We start from the raw sequence: 22,914 nt of genomic DNA on the forward strand, positions 1-22,914 counted from the left end.
ATCGGCCGCGCCAAGGCGCTCCAGATCTGGTACAAGGCGCTGACGACGTACATGACGTCCAGCACCAACTACGCGGCCGCCCGCACCGCTTCCCTGAACGCGGCCACCGCGCTCTACGGCGCCAACTCGGCCGAGTACGCGGCCGTCGGCAACGCGTTCGCCGGGATCAACGTGGGCGGCCACATCAACCCGCCCGCCGACGGGGTGACCGTCACGAACCCGGGCAGCCAGTCCGCCACCGTGGGCACCGCGGTCAGCCTCCAGATACAGGCGAGCAGCACCAACAGCGGCGCGCTGAGCTACAGCGCCTCGGGGCTCCCCGCCGGGCTGTCCATCAGCAGCTCCACCGGTCTGATCTCCGGCACGCCCACCGCCGCGGGCACCTCCAGCACCACGGTCACGGTCACCGACTCGGCGGGCAAGACCGGCACCGCGGCCTTCTCCTGGACGGTCAGCCCGACCGGCGGCGGCTGCTCCGCGACCCAGCTCCTGGCCAACCCCGGCTTCGAGTCGGGCAACACGGGCTGGACCGCGTCCAGTGGCGTCATCACCACCGACAGCGGACAGGCCAGCCACGGCGGTTCGTACAAGGCGTGGCTCGACGGCTACGGCTCCTCCCACACCGACACGCTGTCCCAGTCGGTGACGATCCCCGCGGGCTGCAAGGCGACGCTCACCTTCTGGCTGCACATCGACTCGGCGGAGACCACCACCAGCACGCAGTACGACAAGCTCACGCTGACCGCCGGTTCGACCACGCTGGCCACGTACTCGAACCTCAACAAGGCCTCGGGGTACACCCAGAAGACCTTCGACCTGTCCTCGCTGGCGGGCCAGACGGTCGCCCTGAAGTTCAACGGGGTCGAGGACTCCTCGCTCCAGACCAGCTTCGTGGTGGACGACACCGCCCTCACGACCAGCTGACCCCCGCACACAACGCGGCCCCCGTGCACGGAACTTCCGTGCACGGGGGCCGCGTTGTGTGCGGGTCGGGTGCGCTCAGCTCAGCGGATCGAGCGTGAGGTACGCCGTCTGCGGGTTGCCGTCGTTGACCAGCGACTCGTGGTTGCCGACGTCGTCGAACGCGAAGGCGTACGCCTTGCCGTCGGCCATCTGTGCGTGAATGGCCTTGGCGTACTGGTTCGTCACCCCGTCCTGGTAGAAACCGGCGTCCGAGGAGTCCGGCTGGTTGGGGTTGGTGAGCAGGGTGGAGCGGTTGTAACCGGCGCACAGGGTACGGGAGATGGGGCCCCGCACTTGGTCGTTGGGCGCGTCGAGCAGGTTGTGGCAGCCGAAGATGCTGCCCGCGTCCGGCTTCTGGAAGCTGGTCACGACCGCGCCGGAGGAGTTGGTGAAGTTCATGACGTTGCCCGAAACCCGCCCGAAGTACTTGGTGCCCGGCTGGTCCGTGAACGGCGTGACGGTCAGGGTCTGCGAGGAGTACTTCTGCCAGACCCGGTTGACGTAGTCGTCCATCACGTTGGAGGGCAGCGCCCCGGTCTCCACGCCGTACAGCGGGGACAGTGCGCGCAGTACCGTGCCGTCGGAGCGGGTCTGGACGAGGCCGGACCAGCCCGACTTGCCGCGCAGCGTGTTCAACACGTTCGTGTAGCCACCGGACTTGAGGTGACCCGTGGTGGTGGTCGAGCCGTCACCACGCTTCACCCCGACCGCGTACGGCGCCGAGAACATGTCGACCTGCGTGCTGTTGAGCCACAGGCCGCCGTCGTTGAGCGTGTACTCGGACCAGCTGAACAGGGTGTCGCGGTTGGGGTCCGAGGGGTTCTGCACGGCCGGCTGGACCAGACCGCCGGTGGTGAGCCGGAAGTCCAGCTTCTTGCCGTAGGAGAAGTAGATCCGGCCGGAGAACTTCGGTATCCGGATCGTGGTGGTCTGGCCGGGGCCTGGCCCGGCGATCGACGCGTCGGGCGCGGGGGTCGGCGGGTTGCCGCCCGCGGGCCAGGCGTGGAAGCCGCCGTTCGCGTCGGCCCAGCCCTGCCGTCCCGAGGACAGCTGAGTGCCCAGGTCGTAGATGTAGACCTGGTCACCCCGGCCCGAGTTGTTGGTGATCTGGAGCGGGATCGTGTCCGGCACCGCCGCACTGGCGTGCTCCGGCACCGAGAACACGACCACCCCGCCGACCATGGCGGCCACGGCCGCCGCGCTTGTCGCGAACCGCGGGATTCTTCGAGTCAACTCTCCACCTCCGTGTGGGGATCGGGGCGGAACGGAAATTGGTCCGTACCTGCATGAGAGCGCTCTCAGAGTGCGGGCGGAAGGGGGGACTGTCAATTACTCCGGCCGGACACGTTCCGTGATCATGTGCTCGTCGTCCCACTCGGGTACCGTCACGCCGCCGCTCTCCCAGTCCCGCCGGAGAACCGCGTACCCGACCGCGTCGTGCACCGATCGTCGGTCCCGGGCCACGCGTCGCGGTAGTGCGCCTCCTTGACGTACCCGCACCGCCGGAAGGCGCGTCGCATCGCCGTGTTGTCCTGCCGGGTGGTGCCCTCGATCCGCCGGACGCGCGGGAACTCCTCGAACAGATACCGCGTGAGCCAGGTCAGGGCGGCGCCGCCGACGCCCGTGCCGCGCCACCGGGACCGGACGCGCAGGTCGAACAGGGGGGTGTCGTCGGCCAGATCCATCAGGCGGATCAGCCCCGCAGTGCTGTCGCCCGCGACGATCCAGAAGGCCCGGTTCTCCTCGCCGTCGTACCTGCCCTCGGAGATCCACCGCCGGACCTCGTCCCCCTCGGGCGCGGCCGAGGCGTGGAACGGCCAGGTGTCGCCGGTGAGGAAGTCCACGAGGGCGTCGGCCTCGGAGGGGGCGAAGCGGCGGAAGGTGAGGTCCATCGTGGCACCTTACGGAGCGCGCGGGCGTGGCTGGTATCGAATTGTTCGCCGGGTGGCGCCGCGTCAGAACGTCCGGTGCAGCAGGTCCAGCAGGGCCCGCCAGTGGTGTTCGTCCGCCTCCGCGTCGTAGGCCGACGTGTCCGACTGGGTGTAGCCGTGGGGGGCGCCCGGGTAGACCTCGGCGGTGTGGCGGACACCGGCTGCCGTGAGAGCGTTCTCCAGGCGGTCGATCTGTTCCTGGGGCAGGGAGTGGTCCTGGTCGGCGTGGCCGAAGTACAGCTCCGCCGTGATGTTCCCGGCGCCCAGGTGGGGGCTGTCGGGGTCTTCGGTGGCCAGGTTGCCGCCGTGGAAGCCCGCGGCCGCCGCGACCCGGTCCGGATGGGTGGCCGCCGTGCGCAGCGCGAGACGGGCGCCCATGCAGTAGCCGACCAGGGCGACCGGACCGTCCGCGACCAGTGGGTCGGCGGCCATCCGGTCCAGGAAGGCGTCCGCGTCGCGTTCCGCCTGCTCGGGGGTCAGGGAGCCGACGAGCGGGCCGAGGCGCCGCCAGATGGACGGGTCGGCGCCCGGGTCGATGAACTCGGGCAGCTCCACGACCGGGGCCGGGCCCCGGCGGTAGAACACGTTCGGCACCAGGACCGTGTACCCCTCGGCGGCCAGCCGGTCCGCCATCTCCCGCAGCCGGGGCCGCAGCCCGTAGGCGTCCTGGTAGAACAGGACGCCCGGGTGCGGCCTTCCGTCGGCCGGGTGGACGAGGTAGGCGTCGGCGACGCCGTCCTTCGTCGGGATCTGAACGGTCGTGCCCTCGACGGCGGTCATCGTGCGAGCCTCCTGGGATCACCGGCGCCCGGCGGGATGCCCCGGCGCCCCTCCCTGCTCATGCTGCCACGCAAGATCCACGGCGGAGCGCCCGGCCCCGCGTCACGTGCCCGGCCCGCCGCCTCACTCGAACAGCGACGCGTCCCCCGCGCCCCGGCGCACGATCTCCGGCTCCCCGCCGGAGAAGTCCACCACCGTGGTCGGCTCCGTGCCGCACTCACCGGAGTCCACCACCGCGTCCACCACATGGTCGAGCCGGTCCTTGATCTCCCAGCCCTGCGTCGGCGGCTCCTCCTCGTCCGGCAGCAGCAGCGTGCTGGACACCAGCGGCTCGCCCAGCTCCGCAAGGAGCGCCTGCGTCACCACGTGGTCCGGGATGCGCACGCCCACCGTCCGCTTCTTCGGGTGCAGCAGCTTGCGCGGCACCTCGGGGGTGGCCGGCAGGATGAAGGTGTAACTCCCGGGCGTCGCCGCCTTGATCGCGCGGAACACGTCGTTGTCGATCCGCACGAACTGCCCGAGCTGCGCGAAGTCCCGGCACATCAGCGTGAAATGGTGCCGGTCGTCCAGCTGACGGATGGAACGGATGCGCTCCATGCCGTCCTTGCTGCCCAGTTGGCAGCCCAGCGCGTAACAGGAGTCCGTGGGATACGCGATCAGCGCCCCCGACCGCACCGCGTCGGCGATCTGCGCGATGGCGCGCGGCTGCGGGTTCTCGGGGTGCACGTCGTAGTACTTCGCCATCCGCCGAGCTTATGCCGTCCCCGTGTTCCACGGGCGCACCCCGCCCGCGCGGTCCCGGCCGCGCCGTGTTCTGCGGCACACACCGGCGTCGTTCGCCCCCTCTTCGGGTAACGTCCACCGACGAAACCCGAGGTCAGCACCGATATGAGGAGCGCAGCGACGTGGCCGCCCGAGCAGCCGACGGCCCCCGGGAGCCGTACGGCCCCGACGCCCCCTGGGCGGAGCAACTGCTCGACCAGCTCCGCCCCGCCGTCCGCGACCCGCGTCGCGTCGTCGCCTGGCTCGCCCGGAGCGTCCATGCCTCGGTGAGCCTCCAGGACGCGCACGGCACCGTCCTCGCGGGCGACCCCCTGCCGCTCGACCCCGGCCTCGTCGGCCGCGTCGCCCGGGGCGGTCTCTCCTCCGCCGCGCTGGAGGAGGACGGCCGCCACATCCGGCTCACCACGACCACCGGCGCCGCCCTGGCCGTCGCCCGCACGGAGCCCTTCGACCGGCGCGCCGCCGAGATCGTCCACCGCACCGCCACCGTCCTCGCTCTCCTGCTGCGCGAGGCCGAACTCGCCGACGCCGGACGCCGGTTGCGCCGCGCCTCGGCCGATCTGCGCCTGGCGATCCTGCAACTGCTCATGGTCGAGGAAGTCGTCTCCGCCCGCCGCGTCGCCGCCGGACTCTGGCCCGGACTGCTCGAACAGGACACCGCCCGCGTCTACGTCGTCGAGGCGTCCCCCGCCGAACGCGACGCCCTCGCCGAGGGCTGCGCCGAGGCCACCGAGGGCGGCGCGCTCGTCGTGCGCTGCCCCGCCATGGACGGCCACGTCATCGTCGTCAGCCCCGCGCCCGCCGCCGGACAGCGGCTGCGCGCCCTCCTCGGCGACCGCCCCGGCGTCTACCTCGGCGGCAGCACCCGCCAGCGCCTCGCCCGCACCGCCACCGCCTACGGACAGGCCGTCAGCGCCCTCGCCGTCGCCCGTCACCGCCCCGACCGCAGTGCCGTCTACGCCGAACGCACCCACCCCGAGCGCCTGTTGGACCCCGCCGCTCTGCGCGCCTGGTCCGCCGCCCTGCTCCGCCCGCTCGACACACTGCCCCACCACATACGCGCCGAACTCCTCGCCACCACCCGGCTCGGCCTCGACTTCACCGCCGTCAACGCGGCCAAGGTGCTCGGTGTCAGCCGCAACACCGTCCGCGCCCGCATGGACCGCGTCGCCGCCCTGCTCGGCACCGACCTGGCCGACCTCACCGCCCGCGCCGCCGTACGCCTCGCCCTCGTCACCGAGGCCGCGCACGGCCCGTACGACCCCGCCGCCGCACGGCCCCGCACGCCCGCCGGACTCGGCGGACTGCTCGGCTCGCCCGCGCTGCGCGACTGGGCCGACACCCTGCTCGGCCGCCTCGCCGACGACGGCCGGGACCTGCGCGGCACCCTGCGCGCCTGGATCGCCGCCGGGGCCAACGCCGAACGCGCCGCCCGCGAACGGGGCGTCCACGCGCAAACGGTGCGCGAGCACGTCCGGGCCGCCGAACCCGTCCTGGAACGGCAGTTGCTGGCCGGCGGCACCGATCTGTACGAGGTGGTCCTCGCCCATCTGGCCTGCGGCGACCTCCAGTTGCCCCCGCACTGCGGTTCGAACGGGGACCAAGCGGACGCGGCTGTGCACAGGTGAGTGATTCCGGCCCCGGACCGGGCACGGACGCGATGGCCACCGGTGCGCGCCGCGCGTAGATTCGACGGTCGGCGGGGCACCACCGGGGCGGGGGACCGGTCGTGCCCCGCCCTCTTTTTCCCGTCCGGTCTTTTCCTGTCCGGCTCTTTCCCGTCCGGGTGTCCGGTCGCTCAGTGTGCCGCGGGCTGCGCGGGCAGGTCGAAGACGTGCCCGGGGGAGATGATCCGCGTGATCGCCTCGCCGAACAGCGTGCTCGGCTCCTGGCCGTCGTGGTCGATGTCGGTGTTGAGCAGTACCACCAGCGTGGTCCGCGCCGAGGGCAGATAGACGGTCAGCGACTCGTATCCCGGCAGCGAACCGTTGTGCCCGATCCAACCGCGTACGTCGAAGATGCCGAGCCCGTACCCCGCGCCCGGCACGCCCGTCGGCGGGGTCACCAGGCGCTGGCGCTGCGTGGACGCGTCGATCATCCGCCTGCCGTCGGGGAGTTCACCGGTCGCCACCGTCGGCGCCCACACGCGCAGATCGTCCAGCGTCGAGACCATCGCGCCCGCCGCCCAGCCCCAGGACGGGTTCCAGCCCGCCGTCTCCTCGACCTTCCCGTCGGCCGTCTGGTTCGTGTACCCCTGCGGATGCGGCTTCGGGAACTGGGCGCCGGACGGGAACGACGTGCGGTTCATCCCGGCCGGGTCCAGAATGTGCTCCTGGATGTAGTCCCCGAGCTGCTGCCCGCTCCGCTGCTCCACGACCAGTCCGAGCAGGATCAGATTGGTGTTGGAGTAGTCGAACTTCTTCCCCGGCTGGAAGAGCACCGGGTGCTTGAAGGAGTAGTCCAGCAACTGGCGCGGGGTGAAGGGGCGCTGCGGATCGGAGGTCAGCGCCTTGAAGAAGTCCGGGTCGTCCGAGTAGTTGTACAACCCGCTGCGCATTCCGGCCAGTTGGCGCAGGCTGATCTTTTCGCCGTTCGGGACACCGCCGATGTACTGCGCGATCGGGTCGTCCAGCGACACCTTCCCCTGGTCCACCAGCTGGAGCAGCGCGGTCACCGTGAACGTCTTGGTCTCGCTGCCGATCCGCGTGTACAGGTCCGGGGCCATCCGACGCCCGTCGCCCTTGTCGGCCACCCCGAAGGAGCGGACGTAACCGCCCTGGTCCGGCGTCCAGATGCCGACCGTCACGCCCGGCACATCCGCCTCGTCCATCACCTTGCGCACGGCGCTGTCCAGCTGGTCCGCGACCTCGGGCGTCAACTCACGGACACCGCTGTCCGAGCTGTCCGAAGGGGAGGGACTGGGCGCGGCGGCCGGTGCGGACACGGGGACCGCTCCCGCCGGAGCGGCGGCGAGCGGCAGGGCGAGCGCCACGGCGGCCAGAGCGGCGGCGGCTCCCCGGCGCGGGCGTACGGGCGAACGGGGCATGGGCTGCCTCCAAGCACGTGAGACGCGACCGTGCGGTGGGCGAGACGTCGACGACCCGGAACCCCAGCATAGGAGTGCTCACCCGGCCGCGCCCGTCGGCACCGGCGCCAGCACCAGCACCGTCGCGTCGTCACGCACCTCGTACCCGAGCCGCCGTACGTCCGTCCACACCGCGCTCGGCAGCTCGGGCGCGCCGTGCCAGGAGAGCGCGGCCATCCGCTCGGGCAGCGGATAGAAGGCGCCGTCGGCGTTGCGCGCCTCCCACAGTCCGTCGGAGGCGATCAGCAGCCGGTCGCCGGGCCGGAGGTCCACCGTCACCTCCTTCGGCGGATCGACCCCGACCAGACCGATGCCCAGCGGCGGCCCCGGCGTCACGGTCGTCTCCCAGGCGCGGCCCGCGCGCAGCAGCACCGGGGGCGGATGACCGCACGCCACCACCCGCACCGAGCGCATGTCGGAGGAGAACTCCAGCAGCACGGCCGTCGCGAACAGCTCCGCGTGCCGCACCCCGGCCGAGTCCACCGTGAGCCTGCGGTCCATCCGCGCGGCCACCGCCTCCAGGTCCGGCTGGTCCAGCGTCGCCTCGCGGAACGCGCCGAGCAGCGCCACCACAGTGGCGACCGCCTCCAGGCCGTGCCCCCGTACGTCCCCCATCACCGCGCGCACCCCGAACGGGCCGTCGCGCACGTCGTAGAAGTCCCCGCCCACCAGCGTCCCGCCCTGCGCGGCCCGCGAGAAGCCCGCGCACGCGACCGTGCCGACCCGCTCCGGCAGCTCCGGCAGTACGGCCCGCTGCACCGCCTCGCCGATCGCGCGCTCGGTGCCGAGCTGGGCGTCGCGGTGGCTGCGCACATAGGAGACGAACACACTCAGCAGGGCGACGAACACGATGGTGAGCAGATCGGTGTCGCCGGGCCGGTTCAGATGCGTCACCGGCAGGAGCAGCGCCACCACCACGAGGACACCCAGCAGGGCGGTCGCCAGCGGCCCGTACGACAGCACCGCGAGCGGCGGGATCGCGCCGAGCAGGAAACCCAGATCGCCCGCGTGCGGGGTCACGAACGAGGCCAGGGACACGGCGACCAGCAGCAGCACCGGAAGCACCCGTACCCAGCGCGGCGGCGGCGCACCCCGCAGCCAGCCGCGACGTTCCCGGCTCCGGCGCCCTGACCGGCCGCGCAACGATCTCACACGGCCACGCTACGCCGGGGCCGCCACCGGGGCCTTTTCCGCACACCCGGCCGGGGCAAGGAGCTTCTCGACCGGGGTCGCCCGGCCCGTCCCTCCCCGGCCGGGTGCTGCCCGTGGGTCCGCCGCCCTCCGCCGCCTAGCGCGCCGGATCGGCGGTCAGTCTCGCCCGCGCCGCCGACAGGATCTCGGTGATCCTGAGTCCGAACGCCGCGTCGCACGGATGCGGGCGGCCCGTGCGCGCCGATTCCCGGAGCGCGTCGACGGCGCGGGTGAGCGCGGGGACCGCGCCCTCCGAGCTGCGGGGGAGCAGGGAGACGCCCGCCTCGCCGCGCAGCTCCACGTCGGCGCCCGCCGCGGCGGGGGGCGCCGTCAGGCTCAGGGTGAGGGTGCTGGACGCGCCCGTCGCGTGGTCGAGCACCAGGTGGACGGTGTCCGAGGGACCGTGCACCGCCGACAGGACCTCGCGCACGTCACCGAGGACCGGCAGCAGCACCGACAGCGCGTGCGGGCCCACGTCCCACAGCGCCCCCTTCTCCCGCCGCCAGGGCGAGGCCGCGTACGGGCTGTCGGTCGTGAACACCGTGCCCAGCCACTGCGCCCGCGCCGTGAACCAGCCCGACTCGGCGGCCTGTTCGGCGATCCACGCCTCCGGCTCCTTCTGGAAGCGCGTGGTGAGGAACACCACCGAGGCGACCCCGGCCCGCTCCGCCGCCCCGGCCACCTCGCGCGCCTCGGCGACGTCCACCGCGAGCGGCTTGTCCAGGAGCAGATGGCAGCCCGCGCGGGCCGCCCGCACCGCGAGCCCCGCCTGCACCGACGGCGGCAGCGCCACCGCCACCGCGTCCACCTCGGCCAGCAGGTCGTCCACGTCCTCGTACGCCCGGACGCCGTACTCCCCGGCCAGCTCGGCGGCCGCCTCCTGGCGGCGCCCCCACACCCCGGCGAAGTCCACGGCCGTGTGGCCCGCGAGCGCGGGCGCGTGCGCCGCCCGCGCCCAGGGGCCCGTCCCCAGCAGTCCGATGCGCATGTCGGGTTCCTCTCCTTCGAGCCGGTCGTCACGGCGTCACGGCGCCATGTCCCTCTCCTCCTTGAGATACGTCCGCCCCGGCTCTTCGTCTCCGGCCAGCCAGTTCGCGATGGTCCGGGCGATCGGCTGACCGGTCTCCAGCTCCACGAAGCCGAACTGGCCCGACTGATTGCACTCCAGGAACCACCACACCCCGTCCGCGTCCTCCGCGAAGTCGAAGGCGCCGTAGGCGAGTTCCGCCCCGCGCAGATACCGGCGCACGCCCTCGGCCACCCGCGACGGCACCTCGACGGGCAGCCACGGGGAGACGGACGGGGCGAACCGCACGTCCACGTCGTCGGGATGGGCGTCCGGATCGGCGGGCTTGCGCGCCGCGAGGAGGCGGTTCCCGACGGCCGTCAGCCGGATGTCGGCGCGCTTGGCGACACGCTGCTGGAGCAGTGTCGGACCGTAGGCGACGGCCGTGAAGTCGGCGTCCGGCGCGACCCGGCTGGTCGGCACCGCACGCGGCGGCTCCTGCGGATGCGCCCCCGAGACCGGCTTGACCACCAGATCCGGGAAGCGCCTCGCGAACTCCCGTGCCGCGTCGGGGTACGTCGTGATCAGCGTGGCGGGCACCGCGAACCCGCTGCGCCGTGCGAGGTGCAGCTGCCAGGGTTTGTACCGGGCGCGCCGGGCCGCGTCCGGATGGTTCATCCAGCGCGCCCCGGCGCACCGCAGCATCCCGTACAGCGCCTGGGTGGACTCCTCGGTCAGCCAGTCGGACGGCCGGGCGGCGCGGGCGGCCGCCCGGCCCGGACGTCGCACCCACACGGAGCGCAGCGCGCCGATGCTCACCAGACGGCCGCCGACGGACAGATGCCCGTCGGCCGACCCGCCCGTCAACTCCGCCGACAGCGCCACCCCGTTGGTGAGATCGGCTGGATCGAGCCGGACGACGGGCACGCCCGCCTCGCCGAGTCGGAGGACCACCATGTCCGCCGTCACGTCCTCGTCACTGGTGAGGATGAGCACGGTCATCGTCCGGGGCCCCGCGCTTCAGTCGTCGAAGTGGGTCTTGGAGCCCGCCGTGGAGGTGGTGGTCCCCAGGGCGTGCAGCGTCGCGTGATCGGTGGCGGCGATCCTTCCGTCCGGGAGGACGTTCAACTGGAGCCCGGCGTCGTACGCGTACGGGGTGATGGCATCCAACTGCACAGCGGGTCGTGCGTAGTTGAGCGTGAACGGTTGCATGGTGGTCCTCCCTGATTCGTTCTTTCACGTCCTTATACGAATCGAACGATTGGTTGGTTTCCTCACACTCCGTGACCAGTGTCCGGAGGCGGTGCGGGGAGCGCCCTTCGGCGTCAGCCAGAAAGACGCCGGGGACGGGAAAGCGGCTGCGCCAAATCGCCGCGGGTTCGGCGGAGTTCAGATGCCCGCGCGTCGACTCGGCACGCCAGGAAGCCGGTTCAGCCGGCCAGCGCGGTACGGGCCGCCGTCAGGGCCTGATCCGCGAAGGACCGGCCGAACAGCACCGCGTGCACCAGCAGCGGGAAGAGCTGATGTATGCCGACCCGGTGGCGCCAGCCGTCGGCGAGCGGGGCCGTCCGCTCGTACCCGTCGAGCACGCTGTCCCACTCGGGACAGCCGAACAGCGCCAGCATCGCGAGGTCGGTCTCGCGGTGCCCGCCGTGCGCGGCCGGGTCGATGAGACGGACCTCACCGTCCGCGCCCCAGAGCACATTGCCCTGCCACAGGTCGCCGTGCAGCCGCGCGGGCGGCTCGGCGGGCCCGGCGAGTCCGGGCAGCCGCTCGCACACCGCCTCGACCACGGACGCCTCACCCGGCCGGACCGTGCCCGCGTCCACCGCCGTGCGCAGATACGGCAGCACCCGGTGCTCGGCGTACCAGCGCGGCCAGTCGTCGCCCGGGACGTTGCGCATGGGCGCCCGGCCGATGAACGCCTCCCGGGGCCCGTCAGGCGGCGCCGCGCCGAACGCGGGTGCCCCGGAGGTGTGCAGCTCCGCCAGCGCCCGGCCGAAACGCAGCGCGGCTTCGGCGTCCGGGCGCCCGGTCGGCACGTACTCGGTGACGAGCCAGCGCTCGTCGGCGCCGAGCACCCCCGGCACCCGTACCGCCCCGGCCGCGCCGAGCCAGCGCAGCCCGGCCGCCTCCGCGCGCACCGCGCCCGGACCGTCACCGCGCTTGACCATCACCGACGTACCGTCCTCGAGCATCACCACCGCGGGCGACCCGGACGGCGCCGGGCCGTTCACGGGACGGCGCCCGGTGAGCCGGGACGCCACCGCCCCTGGAGCCTCGCCTCGCTCGATCACGCCCACAGGGTACGACCCGTCAGAGGTGCCTCATGGGCGGAACTTCGCGCTTTACTACGACGAAATCCGGCCAAAGTTGCGTCGGCGCAGCGAGGCCCTCCGCCTCCGGCGTGATCACCGTTGACCCGTCCGGGGGCGCTCGCGGCGTGTCGCTGGGACAGACGGGTGGACGGGTGACCCGGCTGGGCGGCCTGGATCGCGCGCCGGGGCGCCCTGATTGACGGTGGTTCGTGTCGGGGCCGGGTCCTGACAGCCGATGAGGTATCCGCTGCCCGGCCACGTCGGAAGGACACCGATATGCGTTCTGCCCGCATTCTTCTCGCCACGGCGGCCGCCTCCGCCGCCTTCGCCCTCGCCACCCCCGGAGCCGCGCTCGCCGGGGACGACGGAGGGCGGGGCGACTCCTCGTACAACAAGCAGGACAGCGGCTCCGGCAGCGACCACGACAAGGGGTCCGGCAAGGGCTCCGGCGACAACCAGGACAAGGGCTCCGGCAACGGTTCCGGCAAGGACTCGGGCGGCGGCTACGGCGACGACGGCGGCTACGACGAGCCCCGCGGCGGCATGCACACCGGCGGCGGCGCCCTGGCCTCGGTCCTGAGCAGCAGCGGCAGCAGCAGCGGAGACGACTGGAGCTCCAGCGGCAGCGGCAGTGGGAGCGGGAGTGGCGACAGCCGCTTCGACCCCGAGACCTACAAGGACAAGGGGGACAGCGGCAAGAGCGACTCCGGCGGCGGCAAGGGCGACAGCGGCAAGGGGGACAACAACGACGAGCCGCGCGGCGGCATGCACACCGGTGGCGGCGGCCTCGCCGACGACTCCGGCATGTCGACGGGCGGCCTCGCGGTGCTCGTCGCGGGCGCGGCCGGGGCGTACGTGCTGCGGCGCCGGAAGGCCGCCGGTTCCGCCTCCTGACCGAGCCGCCTTCCCCGCCCCTGTCGTCGGACTCCCCGCGCCCGCCCACCGCGGTCGAAGGGAGTCCGGCGACAGGGCCCGGGGCCACGGCCGCCGGTACCCACCCGGTCCGGCGGCCGGCGCCCCGGTCCCGAACCGCGCTGCCGTGACCGAGTGAGGTGGTGTCCGATGGCAGCAGATCCCTCCCCGCGCCGGGCCGACGAACAGGCCGCCCGCGGGGGCCGGCTGACGTTGTGGGGCGTGGCGATCGTCGTCCTCGTGCTCAGCATGCTCGGCGGCCACCACGGCACCGGCACCGTCACGGGCGGAACCCGCGCCGCCGGTACGACGGCCGCCACAGGACCGGCGGGCCCGGCGCTGCCCCGGTCCGCGCCGACCCGGCTGATCGTCCCGAAGATCGGGGTGAACGCCCCCTTCACCGCCCTCGTCCTAGGCTCCGACGGCCGCCTGGAGCCGCCGCCCGCCGACAACACCAACCTGGTCGGCTGGTACAGCAAGGGCGTCTCGCCCGGGGAGAAGGGGACCTCGGTGATCGCCGGGCACGTGGACACGAAGACCTCCGCCGCCGTCTTCGCCGGCCTCGAGGAGCTGGTCCCCGGCGACCGGTTCACCGTCGAGCGCGCCGACGGACGCACCGCGCGGTTCGTCGTGGACAGCGCCGAGACCTTCGAGAAGGACGACTTCCCCAGCGACCGGGTGTACGACAACGCGGCCCGCCCCGAGGTGCGGCTGATCACCTGCGCGGGCGACTACGACCACACGGCCAAGGACTACACGGAGAACCTGGTGGTCTTCGCGCACCTGGTGTGACGCTCAGCGGGCGCCGACCGTGCTCAGCGGGCCGCCCGGGGCGAAGGCCAGCGCCGCGAACCGCTCGCCGATGCGCCGGTGGGCCGCCCCGTCCGGGTGCAGCCCGTCGGGCAGCGGCAGCTCCGCGAAGTCGGCCGCGCCGTACAGCTCGCGCCCGTCGAGAAGGTGCAAGTGGCGGTCCTCGGCGGCCCGTTGACGCACGATGCGGGCCAGCTCCGCGCGGATCACGTTCAGCGTCAACTTCCCCTGGTCCCGTTCCGCCGGGTCACCGGCCGCCCGGAACGCGAGCCGTCCCTCGCTCAGTGCCGTGAAGTCGGGCAGGGTCGGCCCCGGCGTGTCCTCGTGCATCGGGCACAGGATCGGCGAGACGACGAGCAGCGGCGTCTCGGGGTGGCCCTCGCGGACGGTGTCGAGGAAACCGTGCACGGCGGGCCCGAACGCGCGCAGCCGCATCAGATCGGTGTTGACCAGGTTGATGCCCAGCTTGACACTGATCACGTCGGCGGGCGTGTCGCGCAGCGCGCGGGCGGTGAACGGGTCCAGCAGGGCGCTGCCGCCGAGACCGAGGTTGATCAGCTCCACCCCGCCGAGCGCGGCGGCGACGGCGGGCCAGGTGCCCGTCGGGGACGCGGCGTCCGAGCCGTGGCTGATCGAGCTGCCGTGGTGCAGCCACACCGGACGCCCGTGCTCGCGTACGGGGGTGACGGGCGCGTCGGCGCGCAGCGCGACCAGCTCGGTGGTCTCGTTGTGCGGCAGCCAGATCTCCACGGTCTTGTCCTCGGGGGACAGTCCGGTGAAACGTGCGGTGCCCACCGGGCCGGGGCGCTGCTCGGCGGTCCCGGCCGCCATGTCGATCAGCAGGGTGTTCCCGCCCGGGACGGAGGTGCTGCCCGCCGGGCGTCCGTCCACCAGCAGGTCGTACACGCCCTCGGGGCGCGGCGGCGCACCGGCGTAGACCCGCTTGGTGGGCACGGTGTCCAGCTCGACGGTGGTGGCCCGGGTCCGGAACACCAGCCGTACGCCCGCGGGTTGGGACTCCACCATGTGCAACTGGGGGTCCGCGCACTGGGCGCGGGCCCGCGCGGGCAGCCGGTGGGGGAGCAACCCCCGCTCGGTGCGCTCCAGTTCGAGGGCGCCGCGTACGAGGTCGGCAGTGAGCGGGGTGGTGGTCAGGTCGTCGGACACGGTGGTCATCGGTACTGCCTGTCGGAAGAGGGGTGTGGTTCGGGAGGCACGCGGTCAAGTCGCTCAGGAGGAGGGCCAGTTGCGCAGCAGGGCATCAAGGGCGTCCAGGCCGCGGTCCCACGACTCCTGCGAGCCGGGCTCGCTGTGGTCGAACGCACCCGCCGACTCCAGTCCGACCCAGCCGCTGAACACGCTGCCCAACAGCCGTACCGCGTGGGTCTGTTCGGGTTCGGGGAGGTCGTAGCCGCGCAGGATCGCCCGGGTCATCCGTGCGTGCCGTCCGCCCGCGCTCGCGGCGGCGTCCTCCGGGTCGAGGCGGTACGCGGCCGCCGCGAAGCGGCCGGGGTGGGCGCGGGCGTAGTCGCGGTAGGCGTTCGCGAAGCCGGTCAGCGCGTCCTTGCCCGCCCGGCCCGCGAGCGCCTCGGAGGCGCGGTCGGCCAGCTCCTCCAGCGCGAGCAGCGCGATCCGGGTCCGCAGGTCGTGGTTACCCCGCACGTGCGAGTACAGGCTCGCCACCTTCACGTCGAACCGTCGGGCCAGCGCCGACACCGTGACCTGGTCGAACCCGGCCTCGTCGGCCAGCTCCGCCCCGGCCCGGACCAGCCGCTCCGTGCTCAGACCCGCACGCGTCATGGGACACCTCCTGGGAAGACAGGACGATTATGCGGGTGCCTAAAGGTGTTAGGCAAATGAGAATGCGTATTAGCGATGCGGACAGCACGACGGCCGCCGACCGGGGCTTCCGGTCGGCGGCCGTCGTGGGGGATCGCCGGGACGTGCGCGGTCGGACCGTCAGACCGTGGTCGCCGGGAACGTCGGGTACTCCACGCCCGACACGTGCTGGACGATGCGGACCACCTGGCAGGAGTAGCCGAACTCGTTGTCGTACCAGAGGTAGAGGATCGCGTTGTCCCCGTCGACCTTCAGGGCGCCGCCGTCGACGATGGAGGCGTGCCGCGAGCCGATGAAGTCGCTGGAGACCGCGTCGGGCGCCGTGGTGAAGTCGATCTGCCGCTTGAGCGGGGAGGTCAGCGACACCTCGCGCAGGTAGTCGTGCACCTCGTCGCGGGTGGTCTCGCGGCCGAGCCGGAGGTTCAGGATCGCGATCGAGACGTCCGGCACCGGCACCCGGATGGAACTGCCGGTGATCGGCGCCTTCAGGTCCGGCAGCGCCTTCGACACGGCGGACGCGGCACCGGTCTCGGTGATCACCATGTTGAGCGGCGCGGAACGGCCCCGGCGCTCGGCCTTGTGGTAGTTGTCCAGCAGGTTCTGGTCGTTGGTGAAGGAGTGGACCGTCTCCACATGGCCGCGCAGCACACCGAACTCGTCGTCCATCGCCTTCAGCGGCGGCACGATGGCGTTGGTGGTGCACGAGGCGCAGGACAGGATGCGCTCGTCCGGCTTGACCGTGTCGTGGTTGACGCCGTGCACGATGTTCGGCACGTCGCCCTTGCCGGGCGCGGTCAGGACGACCTTGTCGATGCCGGGCCGCAGATGCTTCGACAGGCCCTCGCGGTCACGCCAGTTGCCGGTGTTGTCGATGAGGATGGCGTTTTGGATGCCGTACTCGGTGTAGTCCACGGCCGACGGGTCGTCCGCGTAGATCACCTGGATCGTGTTGCCGTTCGCGATGATCGTGCCCGCGTCCTCGTCCACGGTGATGGTGCCCTGGAACTGGCCGTGGATGGAGTCGCGGCGCAGCAGCGAGGCGCGCTTGACCAGGTCGCCGCCCGCCCGGGCGCCACCGCCGCGCACCACGACCGCGCGCAGCCGCAGACCGTTGCCCGACCCGGCCTTCTCGATCAGCAGCCGGGCGACGAGCCGGCCGATGCGGCCGAAGCCGTAGAGCACCACGTCACGCGGCTCGCGGCGCTCGATCCTGTCGGCGCCGGTGGCCCCGGCGACCGTCTCGGCGGTGAACTCCGCCACGCTCAGTCCCCGGTCGTCCGCCTGGTACAGCGCGGCGAGCATCCCGAGGTCGATCTGGGACGGCCCGAGGTCGAGGCCGGCCAGTGCCTGGAGGAACGGCATGGTCTCGGTGACCGACAGCTCCGCGCCCGCGATCTGCCGGGCGAAACGGTGCGTCTTGAGGATGCTGACCACCGACTTGTTCACCAGGGAGCGGCTGTGGAGCAGGACGGTCACGTCCCGCTCGCGGTGCAGCTTCCCGATGATCGGGATCATCGACTCCGCGATCTCCTCGCGGTTCTTCCAGTTCGTGAACGAGTCGTCGTTGACAGTCACAGATCTATCTTTCGAGCTAGGCGGCGCTCATATGGTGAGCACACCCTACTTCTACCTGTTCACGGCGCTGCCGGGGGGTGGGGTTCGCGCGCGGGGACCCGGGAACAGGCCCCGAATCCCGGGTCGCCGCCCCTGAAACCGGGCCGCCGTTCCTGAATCAGGGTGGAACAGCGGGCGACACCCGGGCCGCGCGTTGCACCGCCTCTGCCCCGTGACCATGGTCGGTGCGTGATCACGTCCTCCGTGCCCCGGCCCGAGCCGGTCGCCCCCGTCCGTCCCCCGCGCACCCGCCCCCTGCGCGTCCGCGCGCTGCCCGGCGCCGTCCGTGCCCGGATGCCGGACGGCGCCCTCAACGCCCTCGCGCTGTTCACCGGCGTCCGGCTGGCCGGGACCGCCGCCGTGATCATCGGCAACCTCCTCGCGGGCCGCCCCCCGGTCCGCGACCTCGCCCACGCCTGGGACGCCCGCTGGTATCTGCACATCGCCGAGCACGGCTACGGGACCCTCATCTGGATCACGCCGACCGGCGGCGTCCAGAGCGACTGGGCCTTCTTCCCGCTCTACCCCGCGCTGATCAGGGCCCTCACCGAGGTCCTCCCGCTCACCCCCGGCGCCGCCGCCCTGCTGATCTCCTGGACCGCGGCCCTCGTCGCGGCCTACGGCGTCTACCTCGTCGGCCACCTGCTGCACGGCCGCGCCGTCGCCACCGCCCTGGTCGGGCTGTGGGCCGTCCTGCCGCACGCCGTCGAGCTGACCATCGCCTACACCGAGTCCCTCTTCGCCGCACTCGCCGCCTGGTCCCTGTACTGCGTACTGCGCCGCCGCTGGCTGTGGGCGGGCACGCTCGCCCTGTTCGCCGGACTCGCCCGGCCCACCGGCTTCGCCGTGGCGGCCGCCGTCTGCGTCGCCGCCGGACACGAGGTCCTGCGCCGTCACGGCCGGGTGCCGCCCGCACTCTGGATCGGCGCCGCGCTCTCCCCGCTGGGCTGGCTCGGCTACGTCCTCTGGGTCGGCCTGCGCACCGGCGACGTGCCCGGCGGCTACTTCACCGTGCAGAGCGCCTGGGGCTCCCGCTTCGACCTCGGCGCGGGCGCCGTCCGCTTCCTCGGCGCCCTCTTCGCGCACGGCGGGAAACTCGTCTACGCGATGGCCCTGCTCGTCGTCGTGATCTCGCTCGTCCTGTTCGGGCTGCTCTGCCTGGACCGCGCGCCGCTGGTCCTCGTGGTCTTCAGCGCCGTCCTCGTCCTCCTCGTGATCTGCGGCTCCGGCTCCTTCTCCTCCAAGCCGCGCTTCCTGCTCCCGGCCTTCCCCCTGCTCATCCCGCCCGCCCGGGCGCTGGCCCGCGCCTGGGGCCCCCGCCGCGCCCAGGTCCTGCTGATCGGCGGCGCCCTGGCCGCCGTCTCCCTGGTCTGCGGCGCGTACGTGATCGTGGTGGCCCACGCCCCGCTGTGACCCGTACGGCCGACACGGGCCGGGCGCGATCGACGGCGCCGGTGCGAGGACGGCGATCGGGGGTAGGAGGGCAGGCCCGAGGACCCGAGGAGAGGAACACCATGACCACGTACGTCATCACCGTGCCCGGTACCTTCACCGACGGGATCGAGCCGGACGCCCGCGCGCGGCTCGGCCGGGCACTGCGTCCCGCCGACCCGCACACCACCACCATGGGCAGCGACGAGGACCTCGACGCCGTCACCGTCAACGAGGACGACACCTTCACCCTCCGCCTGACCGTCGAGGCGGACACCGGCCCGCACGCCGAGCGGGAGGCCCGGAACCTCGCTGGTTCGGCCCTGCGCGCCGCCGGACTCGACGAGCGGACCGCACCGCTCGGGCCCGCCGTGATCACGGGCATCGATTCGCAGGTGCGCTGACCGGTCGTACCGGGTATTCACCCCATGAGACGACAAGACGCCAGGAAATCACTCACAAGGTGGTCCCGGTGTCTCCGCCCAGCCGGAAGTGACCGATGTTCCGCAAGCGCTCCACGGACGACGGCGACGAACTGCTGGCCCGACTCGGCTCGCTCACCGCGCAGGCGCGCGAGCGCGCGGAGCTGCAGCGCACCCAGGTCGAGCTGGCCATCGCCCTGCAACGCGGCATGCTGCCCCGCGACCTGCCCCGCCTGCCGGGACTCCACCTGGCGGTGCGCTACGCGCCCGCCTACCAGGGCCTGAACGTCGGCGGCGACTGGTACGACGCCTTCTCCATGCCCGACGGCCGGATCGGCCTGTCCATCGGCGACGTCCAGGGCCACAACATCGAGGCCGCCGCCTTCATGGGCCAGGTCCGGGCCGCCCTGCGCGCGCTCGCCTCCGTCACCAGCGAACCCGGCGAGCTCCTGGCCCGCACCAACGACCTGCTGCTCACCCTCGGCAGCGACCTCTTCGCCACCTGCACCTTCCTGCGCCTGGACCCCGCCACCGGCGTCCTGGAGAGCGCGCGGGCCGGACACATCCCCTTCGTCTGGGCCACGGCCGACGGCAAGTCCGGCATCGTCCACGACCTCGGCGGACCGCCGCTCGGCATCCAGAGCGGCATGGAGTACCGCGTCACCCGTCACCGGCTGACCACCGGGGGAGTGTTCGTCCTGCTCACCGACGGCGTGGTGGAGGGCCCCTCGCTCAGCATCGACGAGGGGCTCGACCAGGTCGTACGGCTCGCGGGCATCGCCGCCGTCGCGGGCCTGGAGGTGCACGCGCTCGCCGCGGCCGTGATCAAGGGCGCGGAGAACATCGGGCACGAGGACGACGCCGCCGTCCTCGTCGTCGGCCACGACGGCCCGGACAGCGCGGCGTAGGACGGCTTTTTCGAAGAGACGGGCCCATCCGGCCCCGCCGTTTCAGCCATAGGGCCGGTCTGCGCGCCTCTCGCGTGGCCGGGCGCGCGGCACCGGTGTGAGAGTGCTGATGTGGTGGCATTCCTGGACGCACGCCGGGCGGCCGGCCCGGCCCTCCAGATGCTGGCCGTCGCCGCCTGCTACTTCGCGGCGGGCTGGCTCGGACTCATGCGCCGCCTCGTCGTGGACGGCGTCGTCGTCACCCCCATCTGGCCGCCGACCGGCGTCTCCGTCGCCGCCCTGCTCATCCTCGGACTGCGCTGCTGGCCGGGGATCACCCTCGGCGCGGTCCTGATCGTCGCCTACCTCGGCATCCCGGCGCCGTACTCGCTCGGCTACCTCCTCGGCAACACGGCCGCGCCCCTGTGCGCGGCGGTGCTGCTGCGCCGTACCGGATTCCGCACCGACCTGAGCCGGTTGCGCGACGGCGTCGCCCTCGTGTTCATCGGCGCGCTGGGCGCCATGCTGATCAGCGCCACCATCGGCGTCGGGCTGCTCGTGGTCACTGACGCGCTGCCCCCGCACTCGTTCCTGACCGTCTGGCTCGCCTGGTGGGTGGGCGACGCGATGGGCGTTCTGCTCGTCACACCGCTGCTGCTCCTGCTCCGCCAGGCGCGCAGGCCCCCGACCACGCGCTGGAGGGAGGCCCTGGCCCTCGCCGTGGCCGCCTGCTGTGTCGTGCCCCTGGCCGTCTACAGCTCGTTCAGCCTGCTGTTCCTCGTCTACCCGGTGATCATCTGGGGCGCGCTGCGGTTCGAACTGGCGGGCAGCGTGGGCTGCGCGCTGCTCACCTCCGTGCTGGCCGCCCGTGCCGCCACCGACGGCGCCGGTGCGTTCGCCGAGCTGAGCCGCGTCGAGGTCATGGCCAAGCTCCAGGGATTCAACGGCACGATGGCGCTGACCGCGCTCCTGCTGTCCGCCGTGATCACCGAGCAGCGCCACACCCGTCGCTCCGTCGAGCACGCCTGCCAGGAACTGGTCGAGGTGCTGGAACACCTCACCACCGGCGACGGGCCGCCGCCGAGACCCGCGCCCTACGCCCCGGACCGGCCCACACCGCCCGGCGGAGGGCCGTGACGGGGGCTCCTCAGTGCTTGGGCGGGGTCGTGAGAGGAAGCGTGGCGGTCACCTGCTTGCCCCCGCGCAGCGGCGTGACCTCGAGCGCCGCGCACAACAGGGTCACCAGCCGCAGCCCGTGGCCGCCGATCCGTCCGGGGTCGGGCGGCTGGGGCCGGGGCGGATCGGGGGAGCCGTCCCTGACGCCGATGCGCAGCGTGCTCCCGTCCGGGGACAGCTCCAGCAGCAGCGCGAACGGTCCCGCCGCGTGCTTGAACGCGTTGGTCACCAACTCGCTGACCACCAGCTGGGCGTCCTGCACCACCCGGCGGGCCGGTACCGGCCGCACCCGGGCCAGCAGGCCGCCGACCGCCTCCCGCGCCTCGGAGAGCGAGGGCACACCGGCGTCCCACTCCCGCCTCACTCGCGGCGGCGCCGCCGCGCCGGTCCGCGCGGGCAACCGTGTCCCCGTCGTCTGCGTCCTGAAGGGGAGGTCCATGGGTCGTCGCCCTTCTCCTCAGGGGCCGCCCCCGATCCCTTCCTCGCGATCACGGAGGGCCGTGCCGTCCCTGTTGCGGTTACCCGCTGTTCCGCCGGACAAGAGCATCCGGCCGCCAATCGCCCGATCGGACATCCGTCCCAGGTCAGCGCCGGTGCGCGCGGCGACGGACCTGGCCGGGAACCACACATACGGGCGGGCCCGGAGCCCCCGTGAGGGGAACTCCGGACCCGCCCGGCACCGGTGCGGTGTGGCGCCGGTTCAGTGTTTGAAGGTGTCCTTCGCCTTCTCCTTGGCCTGGCGGGCGTCCCCGCGCGCGCCTTCCATACGGCCCTCGGCCTCCAGCTTCTCGTTGCCGACGGCGCGGCCCGTCGTCTCCTTGAGCTTGCCCTTGGCCTGTTCCGCCTTGGCCTTGGCCTTCTGGTCGCCAGCCATGGGGTTCACATCCCAACGTCTCTCGGGTCCGCTGTCCCTCTCCGCCTGTCCGCTGCGCCCGGGTCCAAACCCGCCCGGCACTCCCGCCTCGACGGCACCGTCACGCGGCCGGTGTTCCGGGCTCCCGCCGTTGCCGACGGCGCCGGACCACATGGCGTACGACCAGGGCGGCGACCACCACGCCCACTCCGATCAGCACATAGCGCTGGTAGCGGACGATCTCGTCGTACACCGTCGTGATGTGGCTGCCCGCCACATAGGCGATCGTGCACCACAGGCCCACCCACAGGGCCGCGCCGAGTGCGTTGAAGGCGAGGAAGCGCGGCCAGGGCATCCGTGTGGTGCCCGCGATCACCCCGTTGGCCTGGCGCAGCCCCTCCACGAACCGGGCCACGGTGACGATCTTGCCGCCGTGCCGCTGGAAGAACCGCTCGGCGGCCTGGAAACGCTTGGGGGTGAGGAAGACGTACCGGCCCCAGCGCTCCACGAAGGCCCGGCCACCGGTACGGCCGATCAGATAACCGATGTTGTCACCGAGCACGGCCGCGACGAACGCGATGGCCGCCACGGCCACGATGTTCAGCTCGCCCGCGCCCGCGTAGACGCCCGCCGCCAGCAGAATCGTCTCGCCGGGTGCGGGCACCCCGAAGTCCTCCAGGAAGACGACGGCACCCACCGCCCAGTAGCCGTAATGGCCGAGCAGCGGGGCCAGATCGGCCAGCGGGCCGGGCAACGGAGGCGCCATGCCCCAACGGTACGCCGCACCGCCCCGCTCGCCCGCACTGACCTGCGGTAAGGCCGCCCAGGGCCCTACCACAAGTCTCCATGGACGCTAGGCGCGGCCGACCGGGTCCGCCGCGGGCTCCGCGGCCTCGGCCGCCGCCTCCACCGG

At 72.8% G+C, this 22,914-nt stretch carries 24 protein-coding genes; 8 read left to right on the forward strand and 16 right to left on the reverse strand.

Annotated elements, in window-relative coordinates; translation table 11 throughout:
* On the forward strand, positions 1 to 924 hold a 924-nt coding region (locus GTW40_RS17435; protein ID WP_202486034.1), incomplete at its 5' end, for a putative Ig domain-containing protein.
* A gap of 75 nt (positions 925 to 999) precedes the next feature.
* On the opposite strand, the gene GTW40_RS17440 is transcribed toward GTW40_RS17435, so the two are convergent.
* The 4 genes from GTW40_RS17440 to GTW40_RS17455 form a co-directional block, all read right to left on the reverse strand.
* Positions 1,000 to 2,145 carry a glycoside hydrolase family 64 protein gene (locus tag GTW40_RS17440; protein ID WP_202486036.1) on the reverse strand — a complete coding sequence of 382 codons (1,146 nt, stop codon included), beginning with the start codon at positions 2,143 to 2,145 and terminating at the stop codon, positions 1,000 to 1,002.
* A 203-nt stretch (positions 2,146 to 2,348) separates the two neighbouring features.
* On the reverse strand, positions 2,349 to 2,855 hold the full coding sequence (locus GTW40_RS17445; protein ID WP_237525562.1) for a GNAT family N-acetyltransferase: 507 nt from the start codon (positions 2,853 to 2,855) through the stop codon (positions 2,349 to 2,351).
* Between the two features lie 63 nt (positions 2,856 to 2,918).
* A complete protein-coding gene (locus GTW40_RS17450) occupies positions 2,919 to 3,674 on the reverse strand; it encodes a dienelactone hydrolase family protein (protein ID WP_161181125.1) in 756 nt (251 codons plus the stop codon).
* A gap of 123 nt (positions 3,675 to 3,797) precedes the next feature.
* On the reverse strand, positions 3,798 to 4,418 hold the full coding sequence (locus tag GTW40_RS17455) for an L-threonylcarbamoyladenylate synthase (protein WP_161181126.1): 621 nt from the start codon (positions 4,416 to 4,418) through the stop codon (positions 3,798 to 3,800).
* Between the two features lie 161 nt (positions 4,419 to 4,579).
* On the opposite strand from GTW40_RS17455, the gene GTW40_RS17460 reads away from it, so the two are divergent.
* The gene (locus GTW40_RS17460; RefSeq protein WP_161181127.1) at positions 4,580 to 6,085 is read left to right on the forward strand and encodes a helix-turn-helix domain-containing protein; all 1,506 of its coding nucleotides are present in this window, start codon (positions 4,580 to 4,582) and stop codon (positions 6,083 to 6,085) included.
* 170 nt (positions 6,086 to 6,255) lie between these two features.
* On the opposite strand, the gene GTW40_RS17465 is transcribed toward GTW40_RS17460, so the two are convergent.
* The 6 genes from GTW40_RS17465 to GTW40_RS17490 form a co-directional block, all read right to left on the reverse strand.
* Positions 6,256 to 7,503: a serine hydrolase domain-containing protein gene (locus tag GTW40_RS17465; RefSeq protein WP_161181128.1), complete on the reverse strand. Its 1,248-nt coding sequence runs from the start codon at positions 7,501 to 7,503 to the stop codon at positions 6,256 to 6,258.
* 78 nt (positions 7,504 to 7,581) lie between these two features.
* Entirely contained in the window at positions 7,582 to 8,694 is a 1,113-nt protein-coding gene (locus GTW40_RS17470) for a PP2C family protein-serine/threonine phosphatase (RefSeq protein WP_161181129.1), read from the reverse strand.
* A gap of 136 nt (positions 8,695 to 8,830) precedes the next feature.
* A complete protein-coding gene (locus GTW40_RS17475; protein ID WP_161181130.1) occupies positions 8,831 to 9,721 on the reverse strand; it encodes a Gfo/Idh/MocA family oxidoreductase in 891 nt (296 codons plus the stop codon).
* Between the two features lie 36 nt (positions 9,722 to 9,757).
* Complete coding sequence (tgmB, locus tag GTW40_RS17480) at positions 9,758 to 10,741, reverse strand: ATP-grasp ribosomal peptide maturase (protein ID WP_161181131.1); 984 nt, start codon at positions 10,739 to 10,741, stop codon at positions 9,758 to 9,760.
* Positions 10,742 to 10,759: 18 nt separating this feature from the next.
* On the reverse strand, positions 10,760 to 10,951 hold the full coding sequence (gene tgmA / locus GTW40_RS17485; RefSeq protein ID WP_161181132.1) for a putative ATP-grasp-modified RiPP: 192 nt from the start codon (positions 10,949 to 10,951) through the stop codon (positions 10,760 to 10,762).
* Between the two features lie 218 nt (positions 10,952 to 11,169).
* Entirely contained in the window at positions 11,170 to 12,006 is an 837-nt protein-coding gene (locus GTW40_RS17490; protein WP_161181143.1) for a fructosamine kinase family protein, read from the reverse strand.
* Positions 12,007 to 12,333: 327 nt separating this feature from the next.
* On the opposite strand from GTW40_RS17490, the gene GTW40_RS17495 reads away from it, so the two are divergent.
* Together GTW40_RS17495 and GTW40_RS17500 are read left to right on the forward strand one after the other, a co-directional pair.
* Positions 12,334 to 12,951: a hypothetical protein gene (locus tag GTW40_RS17495; RefSeq protein ID WP_161181133.1), complete on the forward strand. Its 618-nt coding sequence runs from the start codon at positions 12,334 to 12,336 to the stop codon at positions 12,949 to 12,951.
* Between the two features lie 168 nt (positions 12,952 to 13,119).
* Entirely contained in the window at positions 13,120 to 13,761 is a 642-nt protein-coding gene (locus tag GTW40_RS17500; RefSeq protein WP_161181134.1) for a class F sortase, read from the forward strand.
* A gap of 3 nt (positions 13,762 to 13,764) precedes the next feature.
* On the opposite strand, the gene GTW40_RS17505 is transcribed toward GTW40_RS17500, so the two are convergent.
* The 3 genes from GTW40_RS17505 to GTW40_RS17515 all read right to left on the reverse strand — a co-directional run bounded on the left by GTW40_RS17505 (position 13,765) and on the right by GTW40_RS17515 (position 17,193).
* Entirely contained in the window at positions 13,765 to 14,955 is a 1,191-nt protein-coding gene (locus GTW40_RS17505) for a GDSL-type esterase/lipase family protein (RefSeq protein ID WP_202486035.1), read from the reverse strand.
* Between the two features lie 54 nt (positions 14,956 to 15,009).
* Positions 15,010 to 15,579 carry a TetR/AcrR family transcriptional regulator gene (locus GTW40_RS17510; protein WP_161181135.1) on the reverse strand — a complete coding sequence of 190 codons (570 nt, stop codon included), beginning with the start codon at positions 15,577 to 15,579 and terminating at the stop codon, positions 15,010 to 15,012.
* Between the two features lie 159 nt (positions 15,580 to 15,738).
* Positions 15,739 to 17,193 (reverse strand): glyceraldehyde-3-phosphate dehydrogenase, encoded by a 1,455-nt coding sequence (locus GTW40_RS17515; RefSeq protein ID WP_161181136.1) that lies wholly within the window; start codon positions 17,191 to 17,193, stop codon positions 15,739 to 15,741.
* 228 nt (positions 17,194 to 17,421) lie between these two features.
* On the opposite strand from GTW40_RS17515, the gene GTW40_RS17520 reads away from it, so the two are divergent.
* The 4 genes from GTW40_RS17520 (at position 17,422) to GTW40_RS17535 (ending at position 21,109) form a co-directional block, all read left to right on the forward strand.
* Complete coding sequence (locus GTW40_RS17520) at positions 17,422 to 18,645, forward strand: hypothetical protein (RefSeq protein ID WP_161181137.1); 1,224 nt, start codon at positions 17,422 to 17,424, stop codon at positions 18,643 to 18,645.
* A 101-nt stretch (positions 18,646 to 18,746) separates the two neighbouring features.
* A complete protein-coding gene (locus tag GTW40_RS17525) occupies positions 18,747 to 19,067 on the forward strand; it encodes a hypothetical protein (RefSeq protein ID WP_161181138.1) in 321 nt (106 codons plus the stop codon).
* A gap of 95 nt (positions 19,068 to 19,162) precedes the next feature.
* Positions 19,163 to 19,993 (forward strand): PP2C family protein-serine/threonine phosphatase, encoded by an 831-nt coding sequence (locus GTW40_RS17530; protein ID WP_161181139.1) that lies wholly within the window; start codon positions 19,163 to 19,165, stop codon positions 19,991 to 19,993.
* A 111-nt stretch (positions 19,994 to 20,104) separates the two neighbouring features.
* Positions 20,105 to 21,109 (forward strand): MASE1 domain-containing protein, encoded by a 1,005-nt coding sequence (locus GTW40_RS17535; protein ID WP_343245729.1) that lies wholly within the window; start codon positions 20,105 to 20,107, stop codon positions 21,107 to 21,109.
* Between the two features lie 10 nt (positions 21,110 to 21,119).
* Here GTW40_RS17535 and GTW40_RS17540 read toward each other — a convergent pair whose 3' ends face one another.
* From GTW40_RS17540 to GTW40_RS17550, 3 genes are all read right to left on the reverse strand, one after another.
* Complete coding sequence (locus GTW40_RS17540) at positions 21,120 to 21,587, reverse strand: ATP-binding protein (protein ID WP_161181140.1); 468 nt, start codon at positions 21,585 to 21,587, stop codon at positions 21,120 to 21,122.
* Between the two features lie 261 nt (positions 21,588 to 21,848).
* The gene (locus GTW40_RS17545; protein WP_161181141.1) at positions 21,849 to 22,022 is read right to left on the reverse strand and encodes a CsbD family protein; all 174 of its coding nucleotides are present in this window, start codon (positions 22,020 to 22,022) and stop codon (positions 21,849 to 21,851) included.
* Between the two features lie 100 nt (positions 22,023 to 22,122).
* On the reverse strand, positions 22,123 to 22,767 hold the full coding sequence (locus tag GTW40_RS17550; protein WP_161181142.1) for a DedA family protein: 645 nt from the start codon (positions 22,765 to 22,767) through the stop codon (positions 22,123 to 22,125).
* Positions 22,768 to 22,914: the final 147 nt, after the last annotated feature.

The sequence above is a fragment of the Streptomyces sp. SID4985 genome (assembly GCF_009863025.1).
Taxonomy (GTDB): Bacteria; Actinomycetota; Actinomycetes; order Streptomycetales; family Streptomycetaceae; genus Streptomyces.